Annotated in this window: 15 protein-coding genes; 9 read left to right on the forward strand and 6 right to left on the reverse strand. The window is 61.7% G+C overall.

What is annotated here, in order from left to right; translation table 11 throughout:
* The first annotated feature begins 78 nt into the window (after positions 1-78).
* The 5 genes from HHL09_RS22735 to HHL09_RS22755 all read left to right on the forward strand — a co-directional run bounded on the left by HHL09_RS22735 (position 79) and on the right by HHL09_RS22755 (position 5,104).
* Complete coding sequence (locus HHL09_RS22735; protein WP_169456967.1) at positions 79-1,026, forward strand: dihydrodipicolinate synthase family protein; 948 nt, start codon at positions 79-81, stop codon at positions 1,024-1,026.
* Positions 1,027-1,044: 18 nt separating this feature from the next.
* Entirely contained in the window at positions 1,045-2,031 is a 987-nt protein-coding gene (locus tag HHL09_RS22740) for a LacI family DNA-binding transcriptional regulator (RefSeq protein ID WP_169456968.1), read from the forward strand.
* Positions 2,028-2,840, forward strand: a complete 813-nt coding sequence (locus tag HHL09_RS22745; protein WP_169456969.1) for a sugar phosphate isomerase/epimerase family protein — start codon at positions 2,028-2,030, stop codon at positions 2,838-2,840. Before HHL09_RS22740 ends, HHL09_RS22745 begins: the two co-directional genes overlap by 4 nt.
* Positions 2,841-2,907: 67 nt before the next feature.
* A complete protein-coding gene (locus tag HHL09_RS22750; protein ID WP_169456970.1) occupies positions 2,908-4,059 on the forward strand; it encodes a Gfo/Idh/MocA family protein in 1,152 nt (383 codons plus the stop codon).
* Positions 4,060-4,468: 409 nt separating this feature from the next.
* Positions 4,469-5,104, forward strand: a complete 636-nt coding sequence (locus HHL09_RS22755; protein ID WP_169456971.1) for a PEP-CTERM sorting domain-containing protein — start codon at positions 4,469-4,471, stop codon at positions 5,102-5,104.
* Positions 5,105-5,158: 54 nt separating this feature from the next.
* Here the strand turns inward: HHL09_RS22755 and HHL09_RS22760 are convergent, their stop codons facing one another.
* On the reverse strand, positions 5,159-8,455 hold the full coding sequence (locus HHL09_RS22760) for a PVC-type heme-binding CxxCH protein (protein WP_169456972.1): 3,297 nt from the start codon (positions 8,453-8,455) through the stop codon (positions 5,159-5,161).
* Positions 8,456-8,611: 156 nt separating this feature from the next.
* Positions 8,612-9,544: an ABC transporter ATP-binding protein gene (locus HHL09_RS22765; protein ID WP_169456973.1), complete on the reverse strand. Its 933-nt coding sequence runs from the start codon at positions 9,542-9,544 to the stop codon at positions 8,612-8,614.
* A gap of 144 nt (positions 9,545-9,688) precedes the next feature.
* On the opposite strand from HHL09_RS22765, the gene HHL09_RS22770 reads away from it, so the two are divergent.
* Both HHL09_RS22770 and sucB read left to right on the forward strand, forming a co-directional pair.
* Positions 9,689-12,469 carry a 2-oxoglutarate dehydrogenase E1 component gene (locus HHL09_RS22770; RefSeq protein WP_169456974.1) on the forward strand — a complete coding sequence of 927 codons (2,781 nt, stop codon included), beginning with the start codon at positions 9,689-9,691 and terminating at the stop codon, positions 12,467-12,469.
* Between the two features lie 58 nt (positions 12,470-12,527).
* Complete coding sequence (gene sucB, locus HHL09_RS22775) at positions 12,528-13,952, forward strand: dihydrolipoyllysine-residue succinyltransferase (protein WP_169456975.1); 1,425 nt, start codon at positions 12,528-12,530, stop codon at positions 13,950-13,952.
* Positions 13,953-14,092: 140 nt separating this feature from the next.
* Here sucB and HHL09_RS22780 read toward each other — a convergent pair whose 3' ends face one another.
* From HHL09_RS22780 to HHL09_RS22795, 4 genes are all read right to left on the reverse strand, one after another.
* A complete protein-coding gene (locus HHL09_RS22780; RefSeq protein ID WP_169456976.1) occupies positions 14,093-14,722 on the reverse strand; it encodes a hypothetical protein in 630 nt (209 codons plus the stop codon).
* Positions 14,723-14,878: 156 nt separating this feature from the next.
* Positions 14,879-15,532, reverse strand: coding sequence for a hypothetical protein (locus tag HHL09_RS22785; protein ID WP_169456977.1), 654 nt, complete (start codon positions 15,530-15,532; stop codon positions 14,879-14,881).
* Between the two features lie 68 nt (positions 15,533-15,600).
* Complete coding sequence (locus HHL09_RS22790) at positions 15,601-17,532, reverse strand: BamA/OMP85 family outer membrane protein (protein WP_169456978.1); 1,932 nt, start codon at positions 17,530-17,532, stop codon at positions 15,601-15,603.
* 128 nt (positions 17,533-17,660) lie between these two features.
* Entirely contained in the window at positions 17,661-21,113 is a 3,453-nt protein-coding gene (locus HHL09_RS22795; protein WP_169456979.1) for a translocation/assembly module TamB domain-containing protein, read from the reverse strand.
* A gap of 99 nt (positions 21,114-21,212) precedes the next feature.
* On the opposite strand from HHL09_RS22795, the gene HHL09_RS22800 reads away from it, so the two are divergent.
* Both HHL09_RS22800 and HHL09_RS22805 read left to right on the forward strand, forming a co-directional pair.
* Entirely contained in the window at positions 21,213-22,034 is an 822-nt protein-coding gene (locus tag HHL09_RS22800; protein WP_169456980.1) for an ion transporter, read from the forward strand.
* 188 nt (positions 22,035-22,222) lie between these two features.
* Positions 22,223-23,872, forward strand: coding sequence for a GspE/PulE family protein (locus tag HHL09_RS22805; protein ID WP_169456981.1), 1,650 nt, complete (start codon positions 22,223-22,225; stop codon positions 23,870-23,872).
* Positions 23,873-23,898: the final 26 nt, after the last annotated feature.

Raw genomic sequence — 23,898 nt, forward strand, 5'->3', positions numbered from 1 at the left:
CTGATGACGCAATGCCCCGCACGGGTAGGCGGGAAATCCCTTGCATGGATGAAATTTGCATGCAAATAATTGCGCGAGATGTCTCTGGAAACCCGCCACGCTGCCAAGCGCTTTCGTCGCAAGACCACTGGATATGCTGCCTGTTTGCTGCCTTTTGAAGCGGATGGCTCGATTGCCCGCGGGGCTTTTGAAGCGGCGGTGGCCAGGACGACGGAGGCGGGCTTGGGCTGCGCGGTGAACATGGACACCGGCTATGCAAACTATCTGACCGCTACGGAACGCAGCGAGATCCTAGGCCTGACTCAGGGCGTGATCGCCGGTCGCCGTGACTTCGTGGCCGGGGTTTTCGTCGAGGGCTTGGAAGGGGATCTGGTGGATCTCTACCGCCGCCAGATGGATGAGATCGTCTCCTACGGCGGCACGCCCATCCTGTTCCAGACCACCCGCTTCCACGCATGGGCACCCGCTGAAATCGTAGATCTCTACGCCAAGGTCTGCGAGGGCCACGAGTCGGTGTTCGGCTTCGAGCTGGGCAGGATGTTTGCTCCGAATGGCATGATCTATGACGAGGAGACGATCCGCGGGCTGATGACGATTCCCGCGCTGAAGGGGATCAAGCATTCCTCGCTCGACCGGGGGAAGGAGCTGCGCCGCTTGGAAATCCGCGATGAAGTCCGCCCGGGGTTCATGATTTTCACCGGCAACGATCTCGGGATCGACATGACCGAATACGGCTCCGATTACCTGCTGGGCCTCGCCGCGTTCTGCCCGGAGAAGTTCGCGCTGCGCGACACGTATTGGCAGGAGGGAGATGAGCGCTATGCCGAACTGACCGACGCCCTGCAGTATCTCGGGAATGTCGGCTTCCGTGCACCGGTGCCTGCTTACAAGCATAGCTGCGCGGTTTTCCAGCATCTCCTCGGACGGATCCCGACCTCCGAGCCGCACCGTCTCTGTCCGCGCCGCCCGGATTGGGAAGCCGGAATCATGCAAGACTGCGCGAAGCGTCTCGGCTACGACGTATGATTCCACTCCTCTCCAGCCATGCCGACCATTGATGACATCGCCCGTGAATTGGGCATCTCCTCCGCCACCGTATCCCGTGCGCTGAATGGCTCCCGGCTGGTCAGCGTCGAGGTGCGTCAGAAGGTGGAGGGAGCAGCGCAAAAACTTGGCTACGAAAAACGCCAGATCCGCCGGCATCGCGGACGGGCGATCCTTAGCGTGAAGCTGGTCCTGCCCCGTCACGCGGAGCCGGAGCGCGCGCTGTTCTATGACTTCGCCGCCTTGATCGAGGGCTTGCGCCGCGGTTTCACGCTGTGCGGTCTGAACCTGCTTTGCGAGGTGAATTCATGGGACTTCGAGCCCTACCCGCACAAGAAGGGTGGGGACATCGATGCCTTCGTCTTCGCGTTCCAACGTCCGAGCCAGCAGGCGCTCAGAAGCCTGCGCGAGCACGGGACACCTTTCGTGATTCTGAACCGCTCGATCCCGGGCTTGCCCTGTGTGGGCTCAGATCATGCAGGCGGGATGCTGGATCTGCTCGATCATCTGCGCTCGAAAATGGCGGACATCCGCCCGCGCTTTGTCTCTATCGAAGGGATCGGCCAGGTTCATGAAGAGCGTCTCGATGGCTTCGAGCAGGCTTGCCGCCGCCGCGGTATCACCTTCGACCGCTCAAAGGACGCCGTGGTCTTTCCGGACATCTCCTCGATTCAAACTGCAGGCGTCGCTGCGGCGGCAAAGGGTGCCAATGCTCTGGTATGCGTAAACGATATCGTTGGCACTGTCATCCTCAGCGAGCTTGACCGCCTCGGCATTGATGTGCCCTCGCAGATGGCAGTGACCGGCTTCGACGATTCACCGGTCCGCCGTTTGTCGCGTCCGCTGCTCACAACCGTCAGCCTGCCGGTGGAGGAACTGGCACGGTATGCTGCCACGCGCTTGCAGGCGGAGATCATCGAGAATGAGGCCCCTGCGGCGCTACTCCGGGTAGCCGGCCATCTGATCCCGGGAGAATCGACCCCATGAGTCCCGACCGGCTTGCCATCCATACCTTTACGAACAAGCCGTGGTCGATCCACGAGTGCTTGGAGAACTATGCGCGCCGTGGCATCGGCGGTGTATCGATCTGGCGCGAGACGGTGGCGGGCCTGGATTTGAAGGTGGTGAAGAAGCATCTCGACGACAGTGGGCTGCTGCCGGTGAGTCTGGTGCGCGGCGGCTTCTTCACTGGCAAGGATTTGCCGTCGAGGCAGGCCGCGATCGAATCGAACCAGGCTGCCCTGCGTGAAGCGGAGGCGCTTGGTTTGCCGATGATCGTGCTGGTCTGCGGAGCTACCCTCGGCCAGACGCCGGAAGAGAATCTTGATCAGATCCGCGATGGCATCATGGCGCTGTTGCCGCAGGCGGAGAGTGCGGGCATCAAGCTGGCGATCGAGCCGCTGCATCCGATGTATGCCGGGGATCGCTCGGGCGTTGCTTCGATGCGCGATGCAAACGAACTCGCGGAGTCGATCAGTCATCCTTTGGTCGGCGTGGCGCTCGATGTCTTTCACGTCTGGTGGGAAAGCGGGCTAGAAGCTCAGATCCGGCGCTGTGCGGATGCGAAGCGGCTCTTCGCCTTCCATGTCTGCGAATTCAAGCCGGACTTCGATCACGTCCTGCTCGACCGCGGTCTGCCTGGCGAGGGCGTGAATGCATCTGTGCGGATCGCAAAGATGGTCCGTGCCAGCGGCTTCGACGGCCTTACCGAAGTGGAGATTTTCTCCCGCAAATACTGGTCCGAGAACCAGCATGACTTTCTCGAAAAGATCATCGCGAGCTGCGCGGATCTCTAACAAAAGCAACGAGGGGCTCCTTTCACGCCCCTTCCTTTCCAAGAACCACCCAAGGCATTCCACCTACATGAAGACCCGCAAGCTCGGCATCATCCTCAATGGCGTTACGGGACGCATGGGCACCAACCAGCACCTCGTGCGCTCCATCCTCGCGATCCGCGAGCAGGGCGGCGTGGTCTGCGGTGACACGCTCGTCATCCCTGACCCCATCCTGACCGGGCGCAACGAAGACAAGATCCGCGGCCTCGCGACGAAGTATGGCGTCGAGCGCTTTACCACGGATCTGGATGCCGCCTTGGCCGATCCCTACAACGAGATCTTCTTCGATGCCTCGGGCACGCCGTATCGTATCGGCTTCCTTGAGAAGGCGATCGCCGCGGGCAAGCACGTCTATTGCGAGAAGCCGACGGCCGTTTCTTTCTCCGAGGCGCTGCGCATCGCGGAGGTGGCCGAGAAGGCAGGCGTGAAGAACGGAGCGGTGCAGGACAAGCTCTGGCTGCCTGGTCTGCGGAAATACCAGCTTCTCAAGGAGCAGGGCTTCTTCGGGAAGATCCTCAGTGTGCGCGGCGAGTTCGGCTACTGGGTCTTCACCGGTGAATATGAAGGCCAGCCAATCCAGCGCCCGAGCTGGAACTACCGCGAGGAAGATGGAGGGGGCATGATCGTGGACATGCACTGCCACTGGCGCTACGTGATCGACAATCTCTTCGGGAACGTCACCCGCGTATTCTGCAAGGCGGCTACCCATATCGAGGAACGCTTCGACGAAAGCGGTAAGCCCTTCAAGTGCACCGCAGACGATTCGGCATATGCGATCTTTGAGACCGACACTGGCATCACCTGCCAGTTCAATTCCTCATGGAACGTCCGCGTCCGCCGCGATGACCTGCTGACCCTGCAAGTGGATGGCGTGAAAGGCTCTGCCATTGTCGGCCTGCGCAAATGCTGGGCGCAGCATGAGAGTGTCACGCCGCGGCCGGTGTGGAATCCCGACATCGACAGCCCGATCAACTACTATGACCGTTGGACCGAGGTGCCGGACCAACTCGCCTTCGACAATGCCTTCAAGATCCAGTGGGAACTCTTCCTGAAGCATGTCGTGAATGACGAACCTTTCCGCTGGACCCTCCGCGAAGGCGCGAAGGGTGTGCAGCTCGCGGAACTCAGCTGGGAGTCCCACAAGAAGGGCTGCTGGGTGGACGTGCCCGCTATCGGGTGAGCCGGTATTTCAAGATCTTCCTCGCGTAACCCAAGCGATCCGGAATAGTGCGTTTCGGATCGCGAACCGGTTTGTAAAAGCGCTTTCCAGTCTTGCCTTAATGCATGTTAGAGCGCTTCGGGTATATGCAGGGTATGAATAATGGGCGGGTGAAAGAGAAGTTTGTGACAATGTTATGCGTATTTGGTGTTAGATGATATTTTGATTTACTTTATAAGCGTCGGCGGTGTTTTTGGCGGCGACTGCCCTCGTTATGAAATTATCCCACCCCCTCTGTTCGGTGGCGGTATTTGCCGCTGCTTTGTCTCCGCTTCACTCGGCCACTTTTGTTACTCCCAGCCTTGCCCCACTTGAGGGAAGCAGTTGGGCAAGTGGGACTGTCCGTGTCGATTTCGGTCCCGGCCACGGCATGGGTACCATCCAAGTGACGAGTTTCGGCGGCGGTTCCGGCGAATTCTTCCCGACCAATCCCGAATCTTTTGGGGGCCTCGGCTACTCGGTCACGGATACGACCCTGAGTAATGGCGATACCCTGCATCTGGATTCGGCCATTGTCTTCTCTCCTCACAATGCCAGCGCTGCCAGCGGTGGATTGTCCGGCTTTAGTATTACCTTCACTTTGGATAGCGGGACCTTCGCGATCGGTGATGTCTTTGGCGCTGGAAGCTTGGACTATCGTTCGGGGAATAACCGCCACACCTATTTCCAACCGGGGTCATCCTTTGGCGGTGTCGAATCCGGGACAATTCCCGTTCCAGCGGATGGTAGTGCCTCCTTGCTGCCGGTTGCGGGCACCGAAGGTCTGGCCAATGGGCCGCTTTACACGGCGACAGGTGGAACTTCCGAGTTGCCCTTGGTCGTGTCCGGATTCGGCTTCTTCAGGCTCACGGAGAACACGAACTCTTTCACAACCTATTTCACCAGCACCGGAAGTCCCCAAGGTGTCGCGCTCACATTTGCGGTACCGGAGCCAAGCGGTGCTCTCCTCGGTTCGGTCGGTGGCGTCATGTTGCTCCTTCGTCGCCGCAAGAGATCGGCCCGCTAAAGATCGTCCTTCGGTGTCGTCCGCACACCCGCTGTGCGGGCGAGCCTCACCATTTCACTTCAAGCCCGCGAGGAACTCGAGGAGGTCCCGGAGTTCCGCGGGCTTGAGGATCTCACCCATCGGCGGCATCGCGCTGATCGGTGTGGTCTTGCTGGCGATGTCAGCCAGCGGCACCTCCAGCTTCTTGCCATCCGGCAGGGCGAGGAGCAGCTTCCCGTCCTTCACTTCCACGAAGGCTCCCGCCACGGTGCTGCCATCCTTCTTCGTCGCGGTCATGTTTCCATAGCCCGGGGCGATGTCTCCCTGTGGATCGACCAAGGCCTTGAGCAAATGTTCCCGACCCTTGCTGCCGATCTTGGCCAAGGGCGGGCCGACATTCGAGCCCTCCTCACCGATGCGATGGCAAGCGGTGCAATTGGCGGCGAGGTTCTCCTCGAAGATCCGCTTGCCCGTAGCAGCGTTACCTCCTTGGAGAACGTAGCTCCATTTCTCCAGCGGTTCCTTGCTGGCAAGTGTCGCTAGGACTTCATGTACGCTGTCGAGTTGCTGTGCTGAAGCGCTTTCGATGACCTCCAGCTGGATTGCGGGATCAAGCTTGCCCGCAGAGAGATCGGTCAGGAGCGAATCGAGGGTGGATTTGGAATTGCGCAGCGAAGCCAGCAGGCGCACCGCGGCCTGGCGTTCCGCAAGGTCGCTAGACTTCATTCCTGTCTCCCGGATGTAGGCGAGGACCGCTTCGGGAGATTGGGCCCGGAGTTGCGTGGCCGCTTCAGTGCGCAGGGCGGGAAGCTTGTCCTTCAAGGCTGCCTCCGCGGCTTGCGGCCATTCGGCGGCCTTGCTGTTGTTCAAATGCCGGAGAGCCGCGATGCGAAGCGCCGGATCGCGCCCCGGATCCAGCACTTGCTTGGCGAGTTGGGCAGGATCTTCTTTGACGCCCAAGGCATCCAGTGCCGCGGCGACGGCCTTCGAGAGCTGCGAATCCTGTGCGAAGGGGGTGAGTAGTCCGGCAATCTTCGCCGCCAGCGTCGGCTCGATCTTCAATGGCTTGAGCGGGTCGTGATGGCCATCCACGGGATCGAGAGGCTCGTCCGAGTTCACGCTGGCAAGCGCTTCCAAGGCGACCTGGCGCAGGGGGAGTGGACGTGAGGAATTGGCGGCGAAGTTGGCGATCCGGAGCAGGGATTTCTCGTCTCCAATCCGACGGTTCGTGGTGATCGAGCGGCGGAGTGCCGATTCACGGGAGCCGGGCTGATCTTCCAGAAGTTCGGCCAAGGCGTCGGAGAGCGGCAGGACCTGCGGTTCACCGTAGAGAGCGCGGGCTGCTTCTGCGACAACTGCTGGATCTGCATCCGACAGCAGGGATTCCGCCATTTGGCGCAGAGCGGGTGAGGGAGCCTGGTTCGTGGATCCGCGTTGGATTCTCAAGGCGTCTTGGAAATAGTTTCTAAGTCCAACGATCGCCGCGAGCCTTACGGCAGGAGATGGATGGCTGGCAGCGCGCTGCCAAGTGCCTGCCGCAGCGCAATGAAGCGCGAAAGCCCCTGCATGCTGCAGGTAGGCATCCTTCCCGGCGTTCTTCTCAAGCATCGCCAGCACTCCATCGAGCTGTGCCTTGTCCTTCGCCTTGCCCACTGCCATCGCCGCGAGGAAACGAACGCGCGCGGAATCATCGGCGAGCAAGGGCCCAAAGCTCGCGGGCAACTTGCCACCGCACTCTCCGGCCCACTTGGCTGCCTGTCCGCGGAGTTCCGCGTCCTTGTTAGATGACAAGGTGGCAAACAACACCTCATCGAACTGTCCGCCCTGCGAAAGGCCCCACAGCGCATGGATCCGTGCCAACTGCGCCGCGTTATCCGAAGCCGCGATCTTCCTCAGTCCGTCCCATTGCTTCCGTGTGACAAGTTCCCACTGGGCATCCAGGCGCACGCGCTGATCGGCGTGTCCGAGTCGCGTGAGCAGATCCTCCACACTCGCTTTCGCCGTGCCTTCCTTCAGCAGCTCAGCGACTTCCTTTCTGATCTCGCTACCTGCTTCCTTGGGGTCATCGATCTTCCAAACCGCACCCTTTTCCTTGAGCGGATAGCCACCTTGCCAATCCGCCACGTAGAGTGCGCCATCGGGCCCGAAGTTGCAGCCCACGAAGGGCGTGCCGCTGGCCATCAGGTGATCACCGGTCATCTTGTAGGCCGCACCATCCGGCTCCAGCTTGAAGGCATTGATCTTCCCGGCGGGGAATTGGGTGAGAAAGAAGTGACCGCGATAGCGCTCGTTCAGTGCGGTCCCGGGATTGTGGGCAAAGCCGCTCGGGCCGTCGAGGTAGAGCGAAAGAGGGGGGAGGATCGAGGCCGGGCGATCCGGGCCATCAGGGAAGGCGATGCGCTCTGCCATCCACGGATTATATTTCCCCGCGCGGTATTGGTAGAAGCAGCGCCAACCGGTATCGGAACCCTCCACAATGTAGAGCAGGCGCTCCTTCTCGCCGGATTGGTCCGAGTCGTTGTCCACGCCGAAAATGTTCCCGTAATCGTCGAAGGCGATCTGTTGGACATTCCGCAGGCCGCGGGCGAAAACCTCGAACCCGCTGCCATCCGGATTGCAGCGCAGCAGCGCCCCCTCATGCGGATAGAGCCAACGGGTGCCCCCGCTGGTCACGTTCGTGCCCTTGTCACCGATGGTCCAGTAGAGCTTCCCGTCCGGTCCGAAGATGAGGCCGTGCATGTCGTGGCCCGCGTAGTTGATGTGCACGCCGAAGCCACTGGCGATTGCCTCGCGCTCGTCGGCTTTTCCATCGCCATCGCTGTCACGAAGCTTCCAGACATCGGGCGCGATGGTTGCGTAGACATCGCCATTCCGCGCCAGTACCCCCGCCGCAATTCCGGTGACCTCGGTATTGAAGCCTTCCGCGAAGAGGGTGGCGCTGTCCGCCACCCCATCCTGATCGGTATCCGCCAGCTTGTGGATCTTCTCGGTGTGGACGGTGAGATCCTGCCAATCGATCTTCCCGTCGCCGTTGTGGTCCTTCAGCGAGGGATGCTTCCGGAAGCGCTCGCTGGTGATGTTCTTCCGGAAGAAGGCCCGCTTGTCCTCGATCGAGCTGTGTGAAAGGTCGTCCGGAATCCACCAGGTGACCTCGCGAATATCCAGATCCGCCACCTTCCGGCGGGTGGTCTCGGTGACGTAGACCGAACCATCATTGTCCACCGCCACGGCGACGGGATTCATGAACATCGGCTCGCGCGCCACGAGGGAGCGGACGAGGCCGTTCTCACAAGGATAGCTTTCGGCAGGGCCGGAGAGCGAGATTCCGGGAAAGAGGAGGAAGAGGAGCGGGAAACGCGGGATCCGGACCATGTGCTTCCCTCTACGGAGACCCGACCGCGGCGGTTTTCAATCCGGAAACTCACCGCTTCGGGGGAGATGAGGCCTTCTACCCATTCCGGCGTGCCCTGCGGCACTTTGAGCTAGGGTGATTGCCCGGCGGAGCCTCGCACTAGAGGAGCCCGATCTTCAATCCCGCCGCGTCAGCTCGACGAACACATCCTCCAGCGTGGCGTCCTTTCGATACAGGCTGCGCATTGGCCAGCCGTATTGGGAGACCAGTTCATGGATCCGCTCGCGGGCATCGGTGCCGGAATCGACCAGAATCTCATAGTGGGTCCAGTCTTCGGCCAGCTTTTCAGAGGTGACCCGCTTTACGTGGTCCAGCCGTTGCAGGGCGGGGGAGATCACATCGGTGTCGCCCTGGACTTCCACATGCACCCGACCGGCGGCGCGCATTCCTGCAACCAGGTTTTGCGGGGTGTCCTGGGCCTTGATCTGGCCGCCATCGATGATGATGACCCGGCCGCAGGTCATTTCGACCTCGTGGAGGATGTGGGTGGAAAGCAGGATGGTGTGCTTCTCGGAGAGCTTCTTGATTAGGTCTCGGATCTGGCGGATCTGATTGGGATCCAGTCCGTTAGTCGGTTCGTCCAAGATCAGGAGCTGCGGCTCGTGGACGAGGGCATCGGCCAAGCCCACGCGCTGGCGGTAGCCCTTGGAGAGCACCTTGATCATCTTGCGGCGGACACCTTCAAGGCCGCAGGTCTCGATCACCTCGTTCACGCGGCGTCGGGCGTCGCTGCCGGAGAGACCTTTCAGGTTGGCGCGGAATTTCAGGTACTCCCGCACCCGCATGTCGTCATAGAGTGGCACGTTTTCCGGCATGTAGCCGATGCAGCGGCGCGCTTCGAGGGACTGGCGGAAGATGTCGTAGCCTGCGATCGTGGCGCTCCCGGAGGTCGGCGGCAGGTAACCGGTGAGCATCCGCAGGGTCGTTGTCTTTCCTGCGCCGTTCGGCCCGAGGAAGCCGACGATTTCGCCCCGTTCGACGTTGAAATCGATGCCGCGCACCGCTTGGTGGCGGGCGAAGCTCTTGGTCAGGTTCCGGACTTCGATCATGGAAAGGGATAAGGAGCAGGATTTCCCCGGAAAAACCGGCCTTGTGCGTTGACGCGTCGGGGACGGCCTCTTACCTAAGCGCTGCGCGCGAGGGGCCAAGCGGGAATTTCCGCGATCTCCCGCCGGCACCCGAAATTACCGCTCATGAAATCGTCGGTTTCCGCCCGCTTCAATGCGGACTTGCTGGAGGAACAATACGCGCTGTGGTGCGCGGATTCCCGCTCGGTCGACCCCACTTGGGCGGCCTTTTTTGAAGGCTTCGAACTGGGGGTGGCTCAGACCAAGCCCCGGGGCGGTGCCGGAGAGAGCGCCCCCGTCGCCCAGGCCGCAGCCGCTCCCGCGGCCACCGAGGCCGACCAGACCTTCTACGGGAAGGTCGTGAGCCTTGTTTATAATTTTCGCACGCTGGGCCACACCCAGGCGTCGATCAACCCGCTCAGCGGCCCGGAGCGCAATCCGCGCCTGAGCCCGGAGCAATTCGGTTTTACCGAAGCCGACCTCGAAAAGGAGGCCTCCAACCCGCTTTTCCGCGACGGCTCGAAGATGAAGCTGCGCGACATGCTGGCCGCGCTGGAAGCCACCTACTCCGGCTTCATTGGCTTCGAATTCACGCATATCCATAATACCACGGTGCGCCATTGGGTGCGCCGCCACATCGAGCAGCACGCCCTCCGCGAGGCCGATCCGGCCGACCGCAAGGTCCGTGCCCTTGGCTGGCTGATCGAGGCGGACAGCTTCGAGAATTTCCTTGGTAAGAAGTTCCTCGGCGAGAAGCGCTTCTCGCTGGAGGGCGGTGAAGGCGCGATGGTGGTCCTGAATGCGATTCTCGAGAAGTGTCCGTCCGCGGGCGTGCTGGAGATCGAGATGGGCATGGCCCACCGCGGTCGCCTCAATGTGCTGGCGAACTTCGTCCGCAAGTCGCTGACTACCATTCTTTATGAGTTCACGCCGAATTACATGCCCGACCTCGTGGCGGGCGATGGCGACGTGAAATATCACCTCGGTTACGAGAGCGTCCGCGAACTGCCCGATGGCAAGGTGCGCGTGAGCCTGGCCGCCAACCCGAGCCACCTCGAAGCCGTGAACGCGGTGGTCGAGGGCAAGGCCCGCGCCCGCCAGCGCCTGATCGGCGATGACGGCGTGAAGACCGACCGCAAGCGCGTGCTGCCGATCCTCCTTCACGGGGACGCCGCCTTCGCCGGCCAAGGTTCCGTGGCTGAAGTGCTCAACCTTTCCCAGCTTCCCGGCTACCGCACGGGCGGCACGATCCACCTGATCGTCAACAACCAGATCGGCTTCACCACGATGCCGGCTGACGCCCGCTCCTCCGCTTACGCGACGGACGTGGCGAAGATGATCGAGGCCCCGATCCTGCACGTGAACGGTGAGGAGCCGATGGAACTCTACTGGGCGGCGCAGTTCGCCCTCGAGTTCCGCCAGAAGTTCGGCCGCGATGTGGTGATCGACATGTATTGCTACCGCCGCCAGGGCCACAACGAGACCGACCAGGCCGCGTTTACCCAGCCGCACATCTACAAGCTGATCCAGAGCCGCGAGACGATCGGCCAGATCTACAAGAAGCAACTCGTCTCCGAAGGCGTGCTGACTCAGGCCCAGGCCGACCAGATCGAGAAGGACATCTGGGACAAGTTCGAAGCGGGCCACGCCAAGATGCTGGAACTCCAGGCCACCGGCGAGCGTAGCGCTTTCAGCGGCTCGACTGCGGTGGAGCAGGTGGAATACAACCATGCCCCGGTCCGCACCGGTATCTCGAAGGATCTTCTCCAACACGTCGGCAAGGTGCTCACCACCGTGCCGGAAGGTTTCAACCTTCACCCGACGCTGGCCAAGCGCTTCATCCCGCGCCGTGAGGAAGCTCTGCAGAATGGTGGTCCGATCGATTGGGCCTTCGCCGAGTCCCTCGCATGGGGCGCCCTGCTTTCCGAAGGTCATCAGGTCCGCCTGTCCGGCCAGGACTGCCGCCGCGGCACCTTCTCGCAGCGCCACGCGGTGTTCTACGATTCCGAGAGCCGCGACCGCTACATCCCGCTTGAGCACGTGAGCGAGAAGCAGGCGAAGTTCTGCGTCTACAACTCGCTGCTCTCCGAGTTCGCGGTGCTGGGCTTCGACTACGGCTACTCGATCGGTGCTCCAAACATGCTGACCCTTTGGGAAGCGCAGTTCGGTGACTTCTCGAACGGTGCCCAGGTCATCATCGACCAGTTCATCGCCTCCGCGGAATCGAAGTGGCAGACGCCGACCGACCTGGTCCTCTTGCTGCCGCACGGCTACGAAGGCATGGGTCCGGAGCACTCCAGCGCCCGTCTGGAGCGCTTCCTGCAGCTTTGCGCGGACAAGAACATGATCGTCGGCAACTTCACCACGCCGGCCCAGTACTTCCACGCGCTGCGCCGCCAGAAGATGCGTCCTTTCCGGAAGCCGCTGGTGCTGATGACGCCGAAGAGCCTGCTGACCCGTCCGGAAGCCGTTTCCTCCGAGGCGGATTTCCTCGAAGGTTCCTGCTTCCAGGAAGCACTGCCGGATCCGATCCACTTCGAAGATCCGAAGTCGGTCGAGCGCATCATCTTCTGCACCGGCAAGGTCTTCTACGATCTCGCCGCCTACCGTCAGGAGCACGACATCAAGAACACGGCGATCATCCGTATCGAACAGCTCTATCCCTTCCACGATGAGCTGGTGAGTGCCTTGGCCAGCCAGTATCCGGCCGCGAAGAACTTCGTCTGGTGTCAGGAAGAGCCGCTCAACATGGGTGCTTGGTCCTACATCTTCCCGCGCTTGGAGAAGGCGCTCGGCCAGAAGGTCCGCTACGCCGGCCGCGACCGTGCTTCCAGCCCGGCTGCAGGTTCGAAGGCGCAGAGCTACAAGGAGGCGAAGTCCTTCCAGGAAGCCGCCTTCAAAATCTGATCCCTCGTCCGCCGGTCCCTAAAAATTCCTGATCCGTCATCCGTCATTTCCTCTCCGCATGTCTCTCGAAGTCAAAGTACCCGCCGCCGGTGAATCCATCACCTCCGCCAACGTGGCCCGTTGGCACAAGAAGGAAGGTGAAAGCGTCCGCAAGGGCGAAGTCCTGGTGACGCTGGAAACCGACAAGGTTTCCAGCGAGCTCGAAGCCTCCGCTGATGGCACCCTGCACATCATCGTCGGGGAAGGCGAGGAAGTGGCGATCGGCACCGTGATCGCTAGCATCGAGGAGGGTGCCGCTTCGGCTGCACCTGCCGCTGCAGCTTCGGCTCCCGCCGCCGCTCCTGTTGCTGCCTCCGCGCCGAGCGGTCAGGTGATCGACGTGAAGGTACCCGCCGCCGGTGAGTCCATCACCTCCGCCAACGTGGCCCGTTGGCACAAGGGCGATGGCGCTGCCGTGAACAAGGGTGACGTGTTGGTGACCCTGGAGACCGACAAGGTTTCCAGCGAGCTTGAGGCTGACGCCTCCGGCACGCTCAAGATCGTGGTCGCGGAAGGTAATGAGGTGTCGATTGGCACCGTGATCGCACAGATCACTGTGGGTGCTGGTGCTCCTGTGGCAGCGCCGGCTCCTGCTGCCGCGGCAACGCCCGCGCCTGCTCAGGCAACCGCCCCGGCTCCTGCCGCTGCTGCTCCCGCTCCGACAGAGGCCGCGAAGCCCAAGCCGGACTTCACCGCGCTGTCCGCTCCGGCTCCGCGCGAGACTGCTTCCGCCGAAGTTTCCAACGGCCGCACCACCCGCAAGAAGATGAGCATGCTGCGCCGCAAGATCGCGACGCATCTCGTCAATGCCCAGCAGACCGCTGCGATCCTGACGACCTTCAACGAGGCCGACATGACCGCGGTGATGGACCTGCGCAAGGCGGTCCAGGAAGACTTCCTGAAGAAGCACGGCGTGAAGCTCGGCTTCATGTCCTTCTTCGTGAAGGCCGTGGTGCAGGCGCTGAAGGACGTGCCACAGGTGAACGGCATGATCGACGGCCAGGACATCGTGCAGAACCACTTCTACGACATCGGCGTGGCCATTGGCACCGAGAAGGGACTGATCGTCCCGGTGATCCGTGATGCCGACAAGAAGAGCTTCGCTCAGATCGAGCAGGACATCATCGACTACGCAAAGAAGGCGAAGGAAGGGAAGATCGGCATCGAAGACCTGCAAGGCGGTGTTTACACGATCTCGAACGGCGGCACCTACGGTTCGCTGCTCAGCACCCCGATCCTCAACCCGCCCCAGAGCGGTATCCTCGGCATGCACACCATCCAGCAGCGCCCCGTGGCCTTGAACGGTCAGGTGGTGATTCGCCCGATGATGTATCTCGCCATGAGCTACGACCACCGCTTGGTGGACGGCAAGGAAGCGGTGACCTTCCTGATCCGCATCAAGGACTGCATCGAGAACCCGACGCGCCTGATGCTGGAGATGTAATCCCCGCCAAGCTTGGCTGATTTCAAAGCGGTGTCATCCGGAAGGGTGGCACCGCTTTTTCATTCTCAAAGGTTAGGGGCGGAGGCCTTCGCCCGGCCGATGGGCAAGGCCTAACAGCAAAGACAGCTCGTCGACGAACTTCACTTCTGCTCTACCTTCACTTCCCATAGCGGGGCGGAGGTAAAGCGGAAGACCCGCTCGTGTGTTGCTTCGCAGACGAGCTTCACGGAGAAGGCTCCTTCATCCTTCGGGTCCACGACGCCGCGATGGACAACCGAGGATTGCAAGGTTCCGAAATGCTGGCTTCCACGCCAGAGCAGCTTCGGCTCTTTGGGATCGTTACGATCGATCACGAAAATATCGCACCAGATCACCGGGCTAGGGCCGGCATTGCCGTCTCCACTAAGACGAAGGGACAGCTGGGCCGCGACCAAGGCGCGACCCCCATCGGGAAAGCGACGCTCCTCCGCGAAGACCACAGGGAATTCGCTGGTCTCATCGGGGAACAACGCCTTGCGCAAGGCGATCCATTCCGAAGACGGGGCAAGTGCGTAGACCTTCGACCCGAGGTGTTGGTCCGGGCCCAGCTTCTTGTAGCTGGATCCCTCGGGAATGCCTGCGTTCCGGTAGAAGACGATCTCTCCCGGCGGCACCAGCGGTACTGTGGCTTCTCCATGGGCACCTAGGCTAAGGGCGAAGACCCAGACACTGAGAATAACAGGCAAGCGGATCATGGCTGAGAAATCCGGATTGGTTTCAGGCGATCCCATGAAGCTATCCCATCGCGATTGTCACGGCGAGGGAATTTAGCCCCCGTTTTGGAAGCTCTTCCCAAACCTCGTGGAGGAATAGGCGCTAACATAGCCGGCCTGTCGGCTTCTGAAGCTTGCGGACTTCAGGGGAGAATACGAAAAGCCGATGGCGTCCTACCTCGGCAGCGTGTCCAGCAGCAGCTTCTTCAACTTGTCCCAGCGGATCGGGTTCCCTTCGAGAAAGGATGAGCGCGCGGCGACCACGGAAATGCTGCCGAACCCAGAGGTAAACTCCTCCCTAAGCGCCGCGGAAAGCCCGTAGTTCGGATCAGTTACGGTCAGGATGCGGAGTTCCGGAGCCGCGGTCCGCAGGGCATCCGCCCATTTTCTAACAAATGCAGACTCGATCTCTCTCGAAGGATCGAAGACTAGCTCGATCGCTCCCATGTCCGCGCTGTCTTCCGTGCGGATGGAGAGATGAAGTGCCTGCCCCTCCTTGGCTTTCTCTTCACGGATGCGCTGCTTCAGCAAGTTGAGGTGGGCGTGGTGGTGGCGTTCGTCGAGCTTGCGCTGCTGGTCCTCGGTGAGTCGTTTGGAAAAACGGCTGAAGCGTTCCGGGTCATCCGGTCGCCGGGAGAAATCCACGAGGAGCTTGGTCACATCACCGTGGGCGAGCAAGGTCCGCAGCTTGGTGGCGAAGGCCTGCGCGAGGTTCAGTGCCCCCGGCGACCAGCCTTCCGCCGTGAGGGTTTCCTCGTGGCCCTTGAAGAGCTCCTTGTGCCATTCGGGAACGGCGCAGGTGGCAGGCTCGCAGGAAAGGATGAACATCGCCGGATATTAAACCCCGAACCCCCGCCATGTCGAATCCCGCTTGCCGGTGCCGTGGATTTCCCGCCTCAGAACGCCGTTCCGATCGCGAAATGCCACACGCCCGATGGGTCGCCAGCGTCTTGTGTCAGGCTGTGGCCATACTCTAGGCGGATGGGGCCGACGGGCAGGTCGATCCGGAGGCCGAGGCCGACCGCGATCTCCGGGGAATCGAAGCTGAAGCCGTCATTGACCGCGGAGAGATGGCCGGCATCGACAAAGCCGACGCCCTTCATCGGGCCGAAGAGCGTGTGGACATATTCCACATTCGCCACCCAGTAGGTCTCGCCGCCGAGCGGGTCATTGCTCCGGGAGCGCGGGCCCAGTTCGTTGAATCGGAAAGACCGCACCGTGTCCGCGCCGCCTGTGAAGAGCCGCAGGTCGATCGGGAATTCGTCCACGCCGGAGGAGGGGAAAAGCATCCCGATTCGAGCCGCGACATTGACCTGGCTCTTCTTCGGCACGACGGGAATGTAGCCTGCGCCGAGCGTCTCGAACTTCACGTAGTTCGAATTGCTATCCGCCGCGATGAAGCCCGCCTCAAGCAGTGCATTCAAGTGGTAGCCGCTCGTCGGAGAGACCGGGTCGTCACGGCGGTCGTAGCCCACGTCCGCCCGGATGTAGTTGTGAGTGTAGACGGTCTCGCCCAGTTGATCGCGGGGGATGCCGTTGCTATCCACGTTCACGATCGCGGTGCCGATGATCACGCTGGCGTCGATGTGTTCGCCAAGGTCATCGCGGGAGAACTCCGCGGAGAAGCCCGTTTCGAACTTGTCATAGCCTTCCAGCGAGCGGGTCACCGAATACAGCCGGAGGCCGAGGTAGGTGTCCGTATCGAAAAGCCAGGGATCGGAAAGCCGGATATCGCCGAGGAAACCCCGCGAGCTGGCTTCCAAGCCGACACCGAAGTTCCACAAGTTCCCGAAGAGATTCCGGTCGTGATACTTCACACCGATGATCCCCCCTTCATAGCTGCCGAAGCCGCCATAAACGGAGGCACCCTTCGCCTTTCCCTCCACCATCTGCAAGGTGGCATCGAGATTGCCGTCGGCATCGGTGGTGTTCTCCACGCGCACGGAAGAGAATGCCCCCGTCGCGAGGATCTTCTTCAGACGCTTGTCGAATTCCTCCGCATCGAACCAATCGCCGCGCAGGTCCTCGAATCGCGCGGTCACCCGGTCGACCTTCGTCTTCTGGGTTCCTTTCACGATCACCTGATCGAGTTTCTGGCGGGTGCCAAACTTGATGATGAAACGCGGTGTCAGCGTGGCATTGGCCAGCGACGTGTCGCTCAAGATACGGTTCATCTTGAAGGTCTCGAGCGGATAACCGGTCGCCCGGAAGATGCTCTCCACCTCGCTCCGCAGCGTGGTCAGCAGGTCGGTATTCGCCACCTTGCCGACGTGCGGCGCGGTTTTCGCCCGCAGGCTCGCCATCAACTCATCCGGAGCTCCGTCGAAGCGCGGCTCACCGAGGTGGTGGAGCTTGCCCGGAGTGATCCGGATCACGAAGGTCATCTCCGCAGTGCCCGGTGCGATTCCTTCCTTCTCGACCTTCGCCTCGGCACGCCAGTAGCCGCGCGAGCGGAAATCGGCAGTCAGCAGCGAGAGTCCTTCGGCGACATCGCTTTCCTTGAACGGCGGCTCTTGGCCGGGCCGCAACACCCGTTCCTGTCCGGGCAGCTTGAAGAGCTTCGAAAGGCGGACCTGCTCCTCTTCCTCGAATCCCGGCACATAGACCGAGCCGATCGAAAGCCGCTGGCCTTCATTCACCACCAGGCGGATCGTGTTGCCGGAGATCACCGGTTTCACATCCGGATTCTGAAAGCCCTGGCGCTTCATCAGGGACTCCAGGAGGAAGGCGGCATCGCTCGCGCGGGAGACACTCGGCGGCTTGTTCTTCACGTGGACCAGCCTGTCTCCCAGCAGGTCCAGCACTTCGCTCTCCTTCATGGAGCTCATGCCTTCCACGCGGATATCCGCCGCGGAGAGGAGGGCCGGAGACAGGAGACTTGAAGACAGTAGGCAAAAGACCGGAGAAAGCAGGGTTCCGGTCTTCGGTCGGTGGTCTGACAATCTTTTGTCTCTCTTCATTTGAAGCGGATCACGAAGGCGCCGAGGACGCGGGTGTTGCTCTGCTTGTCCACGGACCCGCTGACAAACCAGCGGTCATGCAGCTCGATCGTGGCGGAATTCAAGCGCTTGCCGGTGAGCGGATCATCCTCGCCGATGCGGACATCGACGCGATTGACCACTTCCATCACCTTTGCCACCTGCTCGGCAAAGGGCAGCCGGCCCTTCCGCCACTCTTCCACCAGAAGCTGGGCTGCTTTCATCGTGGCGGCTTGTCCTCCCTCAAGGCCATCCGAAGTCGTGCCGGTGGCCAGCAAGGTCATGATCTCGGACTCCGGCAGCGGCGGGTCGGAGGTCAGCGCGGTCTTCGGTGCATTCACCGGACCATAGAAGAAAACATTCACCTCATAACGGCCGATCGTCGAGGTGCCGCGGATGTTGAGCTCCGGATTCAGACCACCCGCGGGAGTGAATGTCACTGCCCCGTTGTCCACCCGCAGCGTGCTGAAGGGCAGGCGCGCCGTGGCATCGCCGACGATCGCATTTCCCTGCGGTTGGATATTTCCGAGCGTCCCGCCGAAGCGGACATCCGCCACTGCGGTGCCGTTCGCCAGGTTACCGCGTATAAGAAGCGGATCCCGCGTCCGGACCCGCACGTCCAGGGTCCAATTCCGGTAGGGCTCCGGGAGTTCGGCGGATTTTTCGTCGGGATCGATCGCGGGAAGCGAGGGGCGTGAGGGAGCGGTGAAAGGGACGCGCACCGGCAGGATCTCGAAGTCGCGATAATACAGGCTATCCACAATCTCTACCGTGCCCGAAATGCCGGCCTGCTGGAGATCGCCGCGGATATCGAGATTGGCATCGGCACGGACGATCATTGATTCGTCCCTCTTGAGTGGCAGAGACACCCCGCGCAGGGAATAGTCCAAGGTCGGTTTCGCGGCATCCGCCAGACTGGTCCTGCCGCTGCCAGTCAGCGTGCCGCCTCCCATTTCCATCGAGAGAAGATCCAGCCGGGCCTCCTTGCCCTCCAGCTTTACCAGCGCCTTGCCATTGGTGATCGGTGGCACCTCGGAGTCCTTCAAGGCAAAGGCGGCGTCGGCGAGCCGTAGCTCACCGGCAAGTTCGGGAGATCCCACCTTGCCGCCGACGCTGACGAAGCCTTCGAGATTGCCCGCCAGCGTCTGAGCATTCGGCACCATCTTCTGGAAGATACCGAGCTCTAGCCTCGGGATATTCGCGCGGGCTTGGATCGGTTCTTCCAGGACCATGCCGGGATTCTCCGCCCACTCGCCGGGCTTGAAGGGCATCTTTCCGGAAAGCGTCACCGCCGGGTACGATGCGGGCCGTAATTCGCCCTGTAGCACCAGGTTTCCATCCGCCCCGTCCAAGCTCAGTGTGGCATCGGTCACGGGCACATCCGGCTGGTCAGGAACGGTGAGACCCTTCAACTGCACTTCGAAATCGAGCTTCGGGGCAGCGGGCGTGCCGGTGATTACCAGATTCACGCGTCCGCTTCCGGAGGCGAGCGGCGACTTCTTTTCCGGCAGCCATGCGGCGAGGCGCGCATTGTCGATCCACTCGGACTCCAGGAAGACACTGATCGGCTCCGTCTGCTTGAGGAAAGCTTTCACATCACCGGGATTCTCCGGCACGGGGATCTCTGCGCGCCCGCCTACCAGACGGGTCTGGCCGTCCTTCCACTCGATCTTGGTGAGTTTCAGCAGTTTGTTCGCCAGCGCGGCTTCCGCTTCGATCGTCTGCCCATCGGAAATAGCGGTGAGGCTGCTGAGGTTCACCTCCTGCGGCCAGTTGTAGTCACCCTTGGTTCGCACGATCAGCGGCGGCACGTCCTTGCGAACCCACTCGAAAGAGGCCAGGTCGAAGGTTCCTTTATGAGGCTGTGCGGCGAAGCTGCCGCTGCCTTTCCAAGTTGCGGTGACATTCATCCCGGTGGGCAGGGTGACGCCGGCCGCGGCGGCCCACGGGGCCAGCTTCTCCGGCCGCAGGGCTTCGATGGTGGCGCTGCCCTCATAAAGCTTCGCCGTCAGATCGAGCGCGTAGATCGCACGCAGGCCATCGGTGCCCAGAGTGCCATTGAGCTTCCCATCCGGAGTCCACTTGACCTCGCCGGCAAGAGCCGGTGCCTCGGTCTCTGGAGCGAGCAGCCAGCGGGCGTCGGCCGAGCGGATGCCCTCCTTTCCTGAGTCCACCTTCGCATCGAGCGTCAGGGTGGAAGCGGGCAGGGGAGGGGCTTCGGCGGGCGCAAACTTGAAGCGCTCCTTCAGCGCCGAGAAGAGCGGCTGCACGCGCGGCACGGCGGCCTTCGCTGTCGCCTCGAAATCCGTCCATGCTCCATTCGCCAGATCGCGCCAGACGAGATTCGCTTCGCCGCTGACTTCGGAATCCAGAGCTGCCAAGGTCCATGTCGCCTTGCCATTGCTCCCATTCTTGCTGGCCTCCAGCTTGAGAGAGGGGACCTGCCAGTCTTCGTAGACGACATCGCTCACCTCGGCCTTGGCGCTGGCCTGCCATTGCTCGGGTGTCTTGTCGAAGCCGGCGAAATCCGCCTCGAAGGCGCGGACCGTGACCTCGGCGGGCAGGCCGAGCGCCAGGTTCTTCACTGCCTCATGCACCGGCAAAGGGTCGCCTTCCATCCGCAGCTTGGCGGAGTTCAGGGTGCCCTCAAGGATCAGGCGGGAATCCTCCACGTTGACAATCCCGGTTGCGGAGAGTCCTCCGCTCTCGGGCATGTTCAGCCGCAGTTCCCGCACGCCCAGTCGCGGGGTCAGGTCGAATTGATTTACCGAGAGCTCTTCCTCGGTCCAGTGGATGACCGTCTCTTGGGCGGCAAAGGCATAACCCTCCCCGGCGGCCAGCGCTCCGAGTTTCAGGCGGAAATCACTGCTGCCCGCCGCATGGGTGAAGCCGCTTGTGTCGAGAGTCACAAGGTTCTCTTCGCCCCGAACCAACCGGAAGCGGAAATCAGCCGCGCTCAGGTCCATCGGCAGCAGGATCCGGCGCACCTTCCGCAGGGTTTCCGGGAGACCATCGGGATCGAATGGCTTTTCCGGCTCATTCGGATCCTTTGGCGGAGCGGCGGCGAGGTCGATCACCGCATCGACGCTGCTAACGGCGACGCCTTCGATCTCCCCGCGAATGACCCGGCTGACCTTGTAGAGCGGGCCGGCAGAGCCGATCTCCAGCTTGCGGATCACTCCACCGCTCAGCTTCAGCTTCTCCACCCGGATGCCGCTCAAAAGGGTTCCCTTCAGCTCGAACTCGGCCTTCATGTCGGCCTTTTCGAGCGAATTTCTCAGCCCGATCCCGCCAAGCCAGCGCCATCCCGGGCCGTTCAGCCACGCGAGAGCGGCGATAAAAAGGAGGAATAGTACTCCCAGAACCTTCCTCCAGCGGCGTCGGCGCGGACGCTTCTTCTTCTCCTCGGTGACTTGCTCCTCGCTACTCATCGGTTTTCAAGCGCGCTCTTTCCTCGTTGCTGATGGCGTCCCGGTCAACGATTGCTCTTCCTGCGTGCCATTTCTCTAACTTTGCTTCAAGCTGGGACTATGCCTGATTCTCAAGCCGGACCTATATCCCGCCGCGACCAATGGCGCGAGATCATCTTTGAGGCGGAGACTCCCGCAGGCCGGCGCTTTGATACCATCTTGCTCTCGCTCATCGCCTTGAGCGTGCTGGCGGTGATTCTGGAAAGTGTCCCGGAGATTTCGGCGAAACACGGTCGCTTCCTGCATGCCTTGGAGTGGGGCTTCACCATCCTTTTCTCGATCGAGTTCATCGTCCGTCTCTGCGTGGTGCGGCATCCCATGCACTATGCCCGGAGTTTCTACGGATTGGTCGATCTCCTCTCGGTGTTGCCGAGCTACCTGATGCTCGTCATGCCCGGAATGCAGGCCCTTCAGGTAATCCGGGTGCTGCGCATGATGCGGATGTTCCGGATTTTCAAAATGGTGCGCCACGTGAATGGGGCGGAGCTGCTGCTTCACGCGCTTTACGCCAGCCGGGCAAAGGTGACCGTATTCTTCTCCTTCATGCTGGCCATCACCCTGATCGCAGGGACCCTGATGTACCTGATCGAGGGACCGGAAAGCGGCTTCACCAGCATCCCGACCTCCATTTACTGGGCGGTGGTCACGATCACCACCCTCGGTTTCGGGGACATCACCCCGAACTCGCCGCTGGGGCGGCTGCTGACGTCCGTGCTGGTCCTCACCGGCTACGCGATCATCGCAGTGCCCACGGGAATCGTCACTTCAGAGCTCTCCAAGCTGGGTGGGGATGACACTTCCGACGCCTGCCCTTCCTGCGGCGTCCACGGGCACCTGCCGGACGCCCGTTTTTGCCGGCGCTGCGGGGCTCCGATGGCCTGAGAAATCCCCGATTCCGCAAGGTCGGGACACCGCATCGTCAATACCTCGTGCCTACCCGCGGAGGAATCCTCAGCGATGTTCGGTCGGCAGGTTGACAAAGGGGGAGCGGCTTGACCAATGTGCGACCGCCGAGTTGTGCACAATGCCATCCCGGCAGACGAATCGTTTTCCCAAAGGCCCGAAAACCCGTGTTCTCTAACGAAGACTACTTGGCCGACCTGCTCGTGGAGGCAGGCGCGGTGTCACCCGATAGTGTCGATCAGGCCCGTCGCAAAGGCGGTTCCGTGATCGAAAAGTTGCTTAGCGATACCGATCTCTCGGAGAGCACGGTTGCCGCCGTTCTTGCCCAAAATGCCGGGATCGATGCGATCGATCTGGCGGAAATGGCGATTCCTCCCCAAGTGGCGGACCAAATCCCGGACGATATCGCCCGCCGCTACAAGGCGATCCCGGTCGCGGACGACGGCATCTATCTTACGGTCGCGGTCGCTGACCCTTTCAATTTCGAGACGATGGACAGCCTGCCCCACGTGCTGGGTCGGGAGGTGAACTTCGTCTGTGCGCCGGCGAATGCGGTGCAGATGTTCCTGAAGCAATTCTACGGGGCTACCGATTCGAGCTCGATGGACGTTACCGGCGGCCACGACGTGGAATCCTCCGATAGCGATGCCCCGATCATCCGCCTCGTCCAGAACATGCTGGTGGAGGGGATGAAGATCCGCTGCTCCGACATTCACATCGAGCCGCTGGAGACTTCCGTCCGGGTCCGCTACCGCATCGACGGCAAGCTGGTCGAGGTGGACAATCACCCGAAAAAACTGCTTCCCGCCATCGTCGCCCGTCTGAAGGTGATGAGCGGCACCATGTCGATCGCCGAAAAGCGCCTGCCGCAGGACGGACGTATCCAGGTGAAGGCCGGTGACAAGGAGGTCGACCTTCGTGTTTCCTCCGTGCCTTCGAACCACGGCGAATCGATCGTCATGCGTATTCTCGACAAGTCGGCCCTTGTGCTCGGCTTGCCGGAGCTTGGTTTCTTCTCGGATGACCAGGCGAACTTCGAGAACCTGATCGGCCTGCCGGACGGCATCATCCTGGTGACGGGCCCCACGGGTTCGGGTAAGACCACCACGCTCTACGCCTGTCTCAACGTCATCAACAAGCCGGACAAGAAGATCATCACCGTGGAAGACCCGGTGGAATACGAGCTTCCCGGCATCAACCAAGTGATGGTGAAGACGGACATCGGCATGACCTTCGCGGCGGCGCTCCGCGCCATGCTCCGTCAGGCGCCGAACATCATCATGATCGGGGAAATTCGTGACGCGGAGACGGCGAATATCGCCATCAACGCATCGCTCACCGGTCACTTGGTGCTTTCCACGCTCCACACGAACGACGCGCCTTCCGCCGTCGCCCGTCTCGCGGATATCGGCATCAAGCGCTTCCTGATCGCTTCGGCCGTCCGCGCCGTGCTCGCCCAGCGTTTGGTCCGCAAGCTTTGCCCGGTCTGCAAGCAGCCCCACGAGCTCACCGACAAGGAAGCACGTGCGCTCCGTTTCGACACCTCGCGTGGCGACAGCTCGCAGGTCATGGGCCCGAACGGTTGCGAAAAGTGCCGCCAGGGTGGCTACCGCGGTCGTCTCGGCCTCTTCGAGCTCTTCAAGATCGACGACGAGGTGCGCCACATGATCAACGAAAACCTGACATCCAGCCAGCTCCGCCGCCGTGCGCGCGAACTGGGGATGCGCACGCTCCGCGATGACGGTATCCGCAAGGTGCTCGCCGGTCTGACTTCCGCAGACGAAGTCATCCACGTGACGATGTCCGACTTCGATTGATCCGCGGACGCCCTACCCACCGAATT

Source organism: Luteolibacter luteus (genome assembly GCF_012913485.1).
GTDB lineage: Bacteria > Verrucomicrobiota > Verrucomicrobiia > Verrucomicrobiales > Akkermansiaceae > Haloferula > Haloferula lutea.

Coding starts and splice junctions, on each gene's coding strand:
- HHL09_RS22735 (WP_169456967.1), top strand. CDS start 79: ATGTCTCTGGAAACCCGCCACGCTGCCAAGCGCTTTCGTCGCAAGACC.
- HHL09_RS22740 (WP_169456968.1), top strand. CDS start 1,045: ATGCCGACCATTGATGACATCGCCCGTGAATTGGGCATCTCCTCCGCC.
- HHL09_RS22745 (WP_169456969.1), top strand. CDS start 2,028: ATGAGTCCCGACCGGCTTGCCATCCATACCTTTACGAACAAGCCGTGG.
- HHL09_RS22750 (WP_169456970.1), top strand. CDS start 2,908: ATGAAGACCCGCAAGCTCGGCATCATCCTCAATGGCGTTACGGGACGC.
- HHL09_RS22755 (WP_169456971.1), top strand. CDS start 4,469: ATGGGTACCATCCAAGTGACGAGTTTCGGCGGCGGTTCCGGCGAATTC.
- HHL09_RS22760 (WP_169456972.1), bottom strand. CDS start 8,455: ATGGTCCGGATCCCGCGTTTCCCGCTCCTCTTCCTCCTCTTTCCCGGA.
- HHL09_RS22765 (WP_169456973.1), bottom strand. CDS start 9,544: ATGATCGAAGTCCGGAACCTGACCAAGAGCTTCGCCCGCCACCAAGCG.
- HHL09_RS22770 (WP_169456974.1), top strand. CDS start 9,689: ATGAAATCGTCGGTTTCCGCCCGCTTCAATGCGGACTTGCTGGAGGAA.
- sucB (WP_169456975.1), top strand. CDS start 12,528: ATGTCTCTCGAAGTCAAAGTACCCGCCGCCGGTGAATCCATCACCTCC.
- HHL09_RS22780 (WP_169456976.1), bottom strand. CDS start 14,722: ATGGGATCGCCTGAAACCAATCCGGATTTCTCAGCCATGATCCGCTTG.
- HHL09_RS22785 (WP_169456977.1), bottom strand. CDS start 15,532: ATGTTCATCCTTTCCTGCGAGCCTGCCACCTGCGCCGTTCCCGAATGG.
- HHL09_RS22790 (WP_169456978.1), bottom strand. CDS start 17,532: ATGAGCTCCATGAAGGAGAGCGAAGTGCTGGACCTGCTGGGAGACAGG.
- HHL09_RS22795 (WP_169456979.1), bottom strand. CDS start 21,113: ATGAGTAGCGAGGAGCAAGTCACCGAGGAGAAGAAGAAGCGTCCGCGC.
- HHL09_RS22800 (WP_169456980.1), top strand. CDS start 21,213: ATGCCTGATTCTCAAGCCGGACCTATATCCCGCCGCGACCAATGGCGC.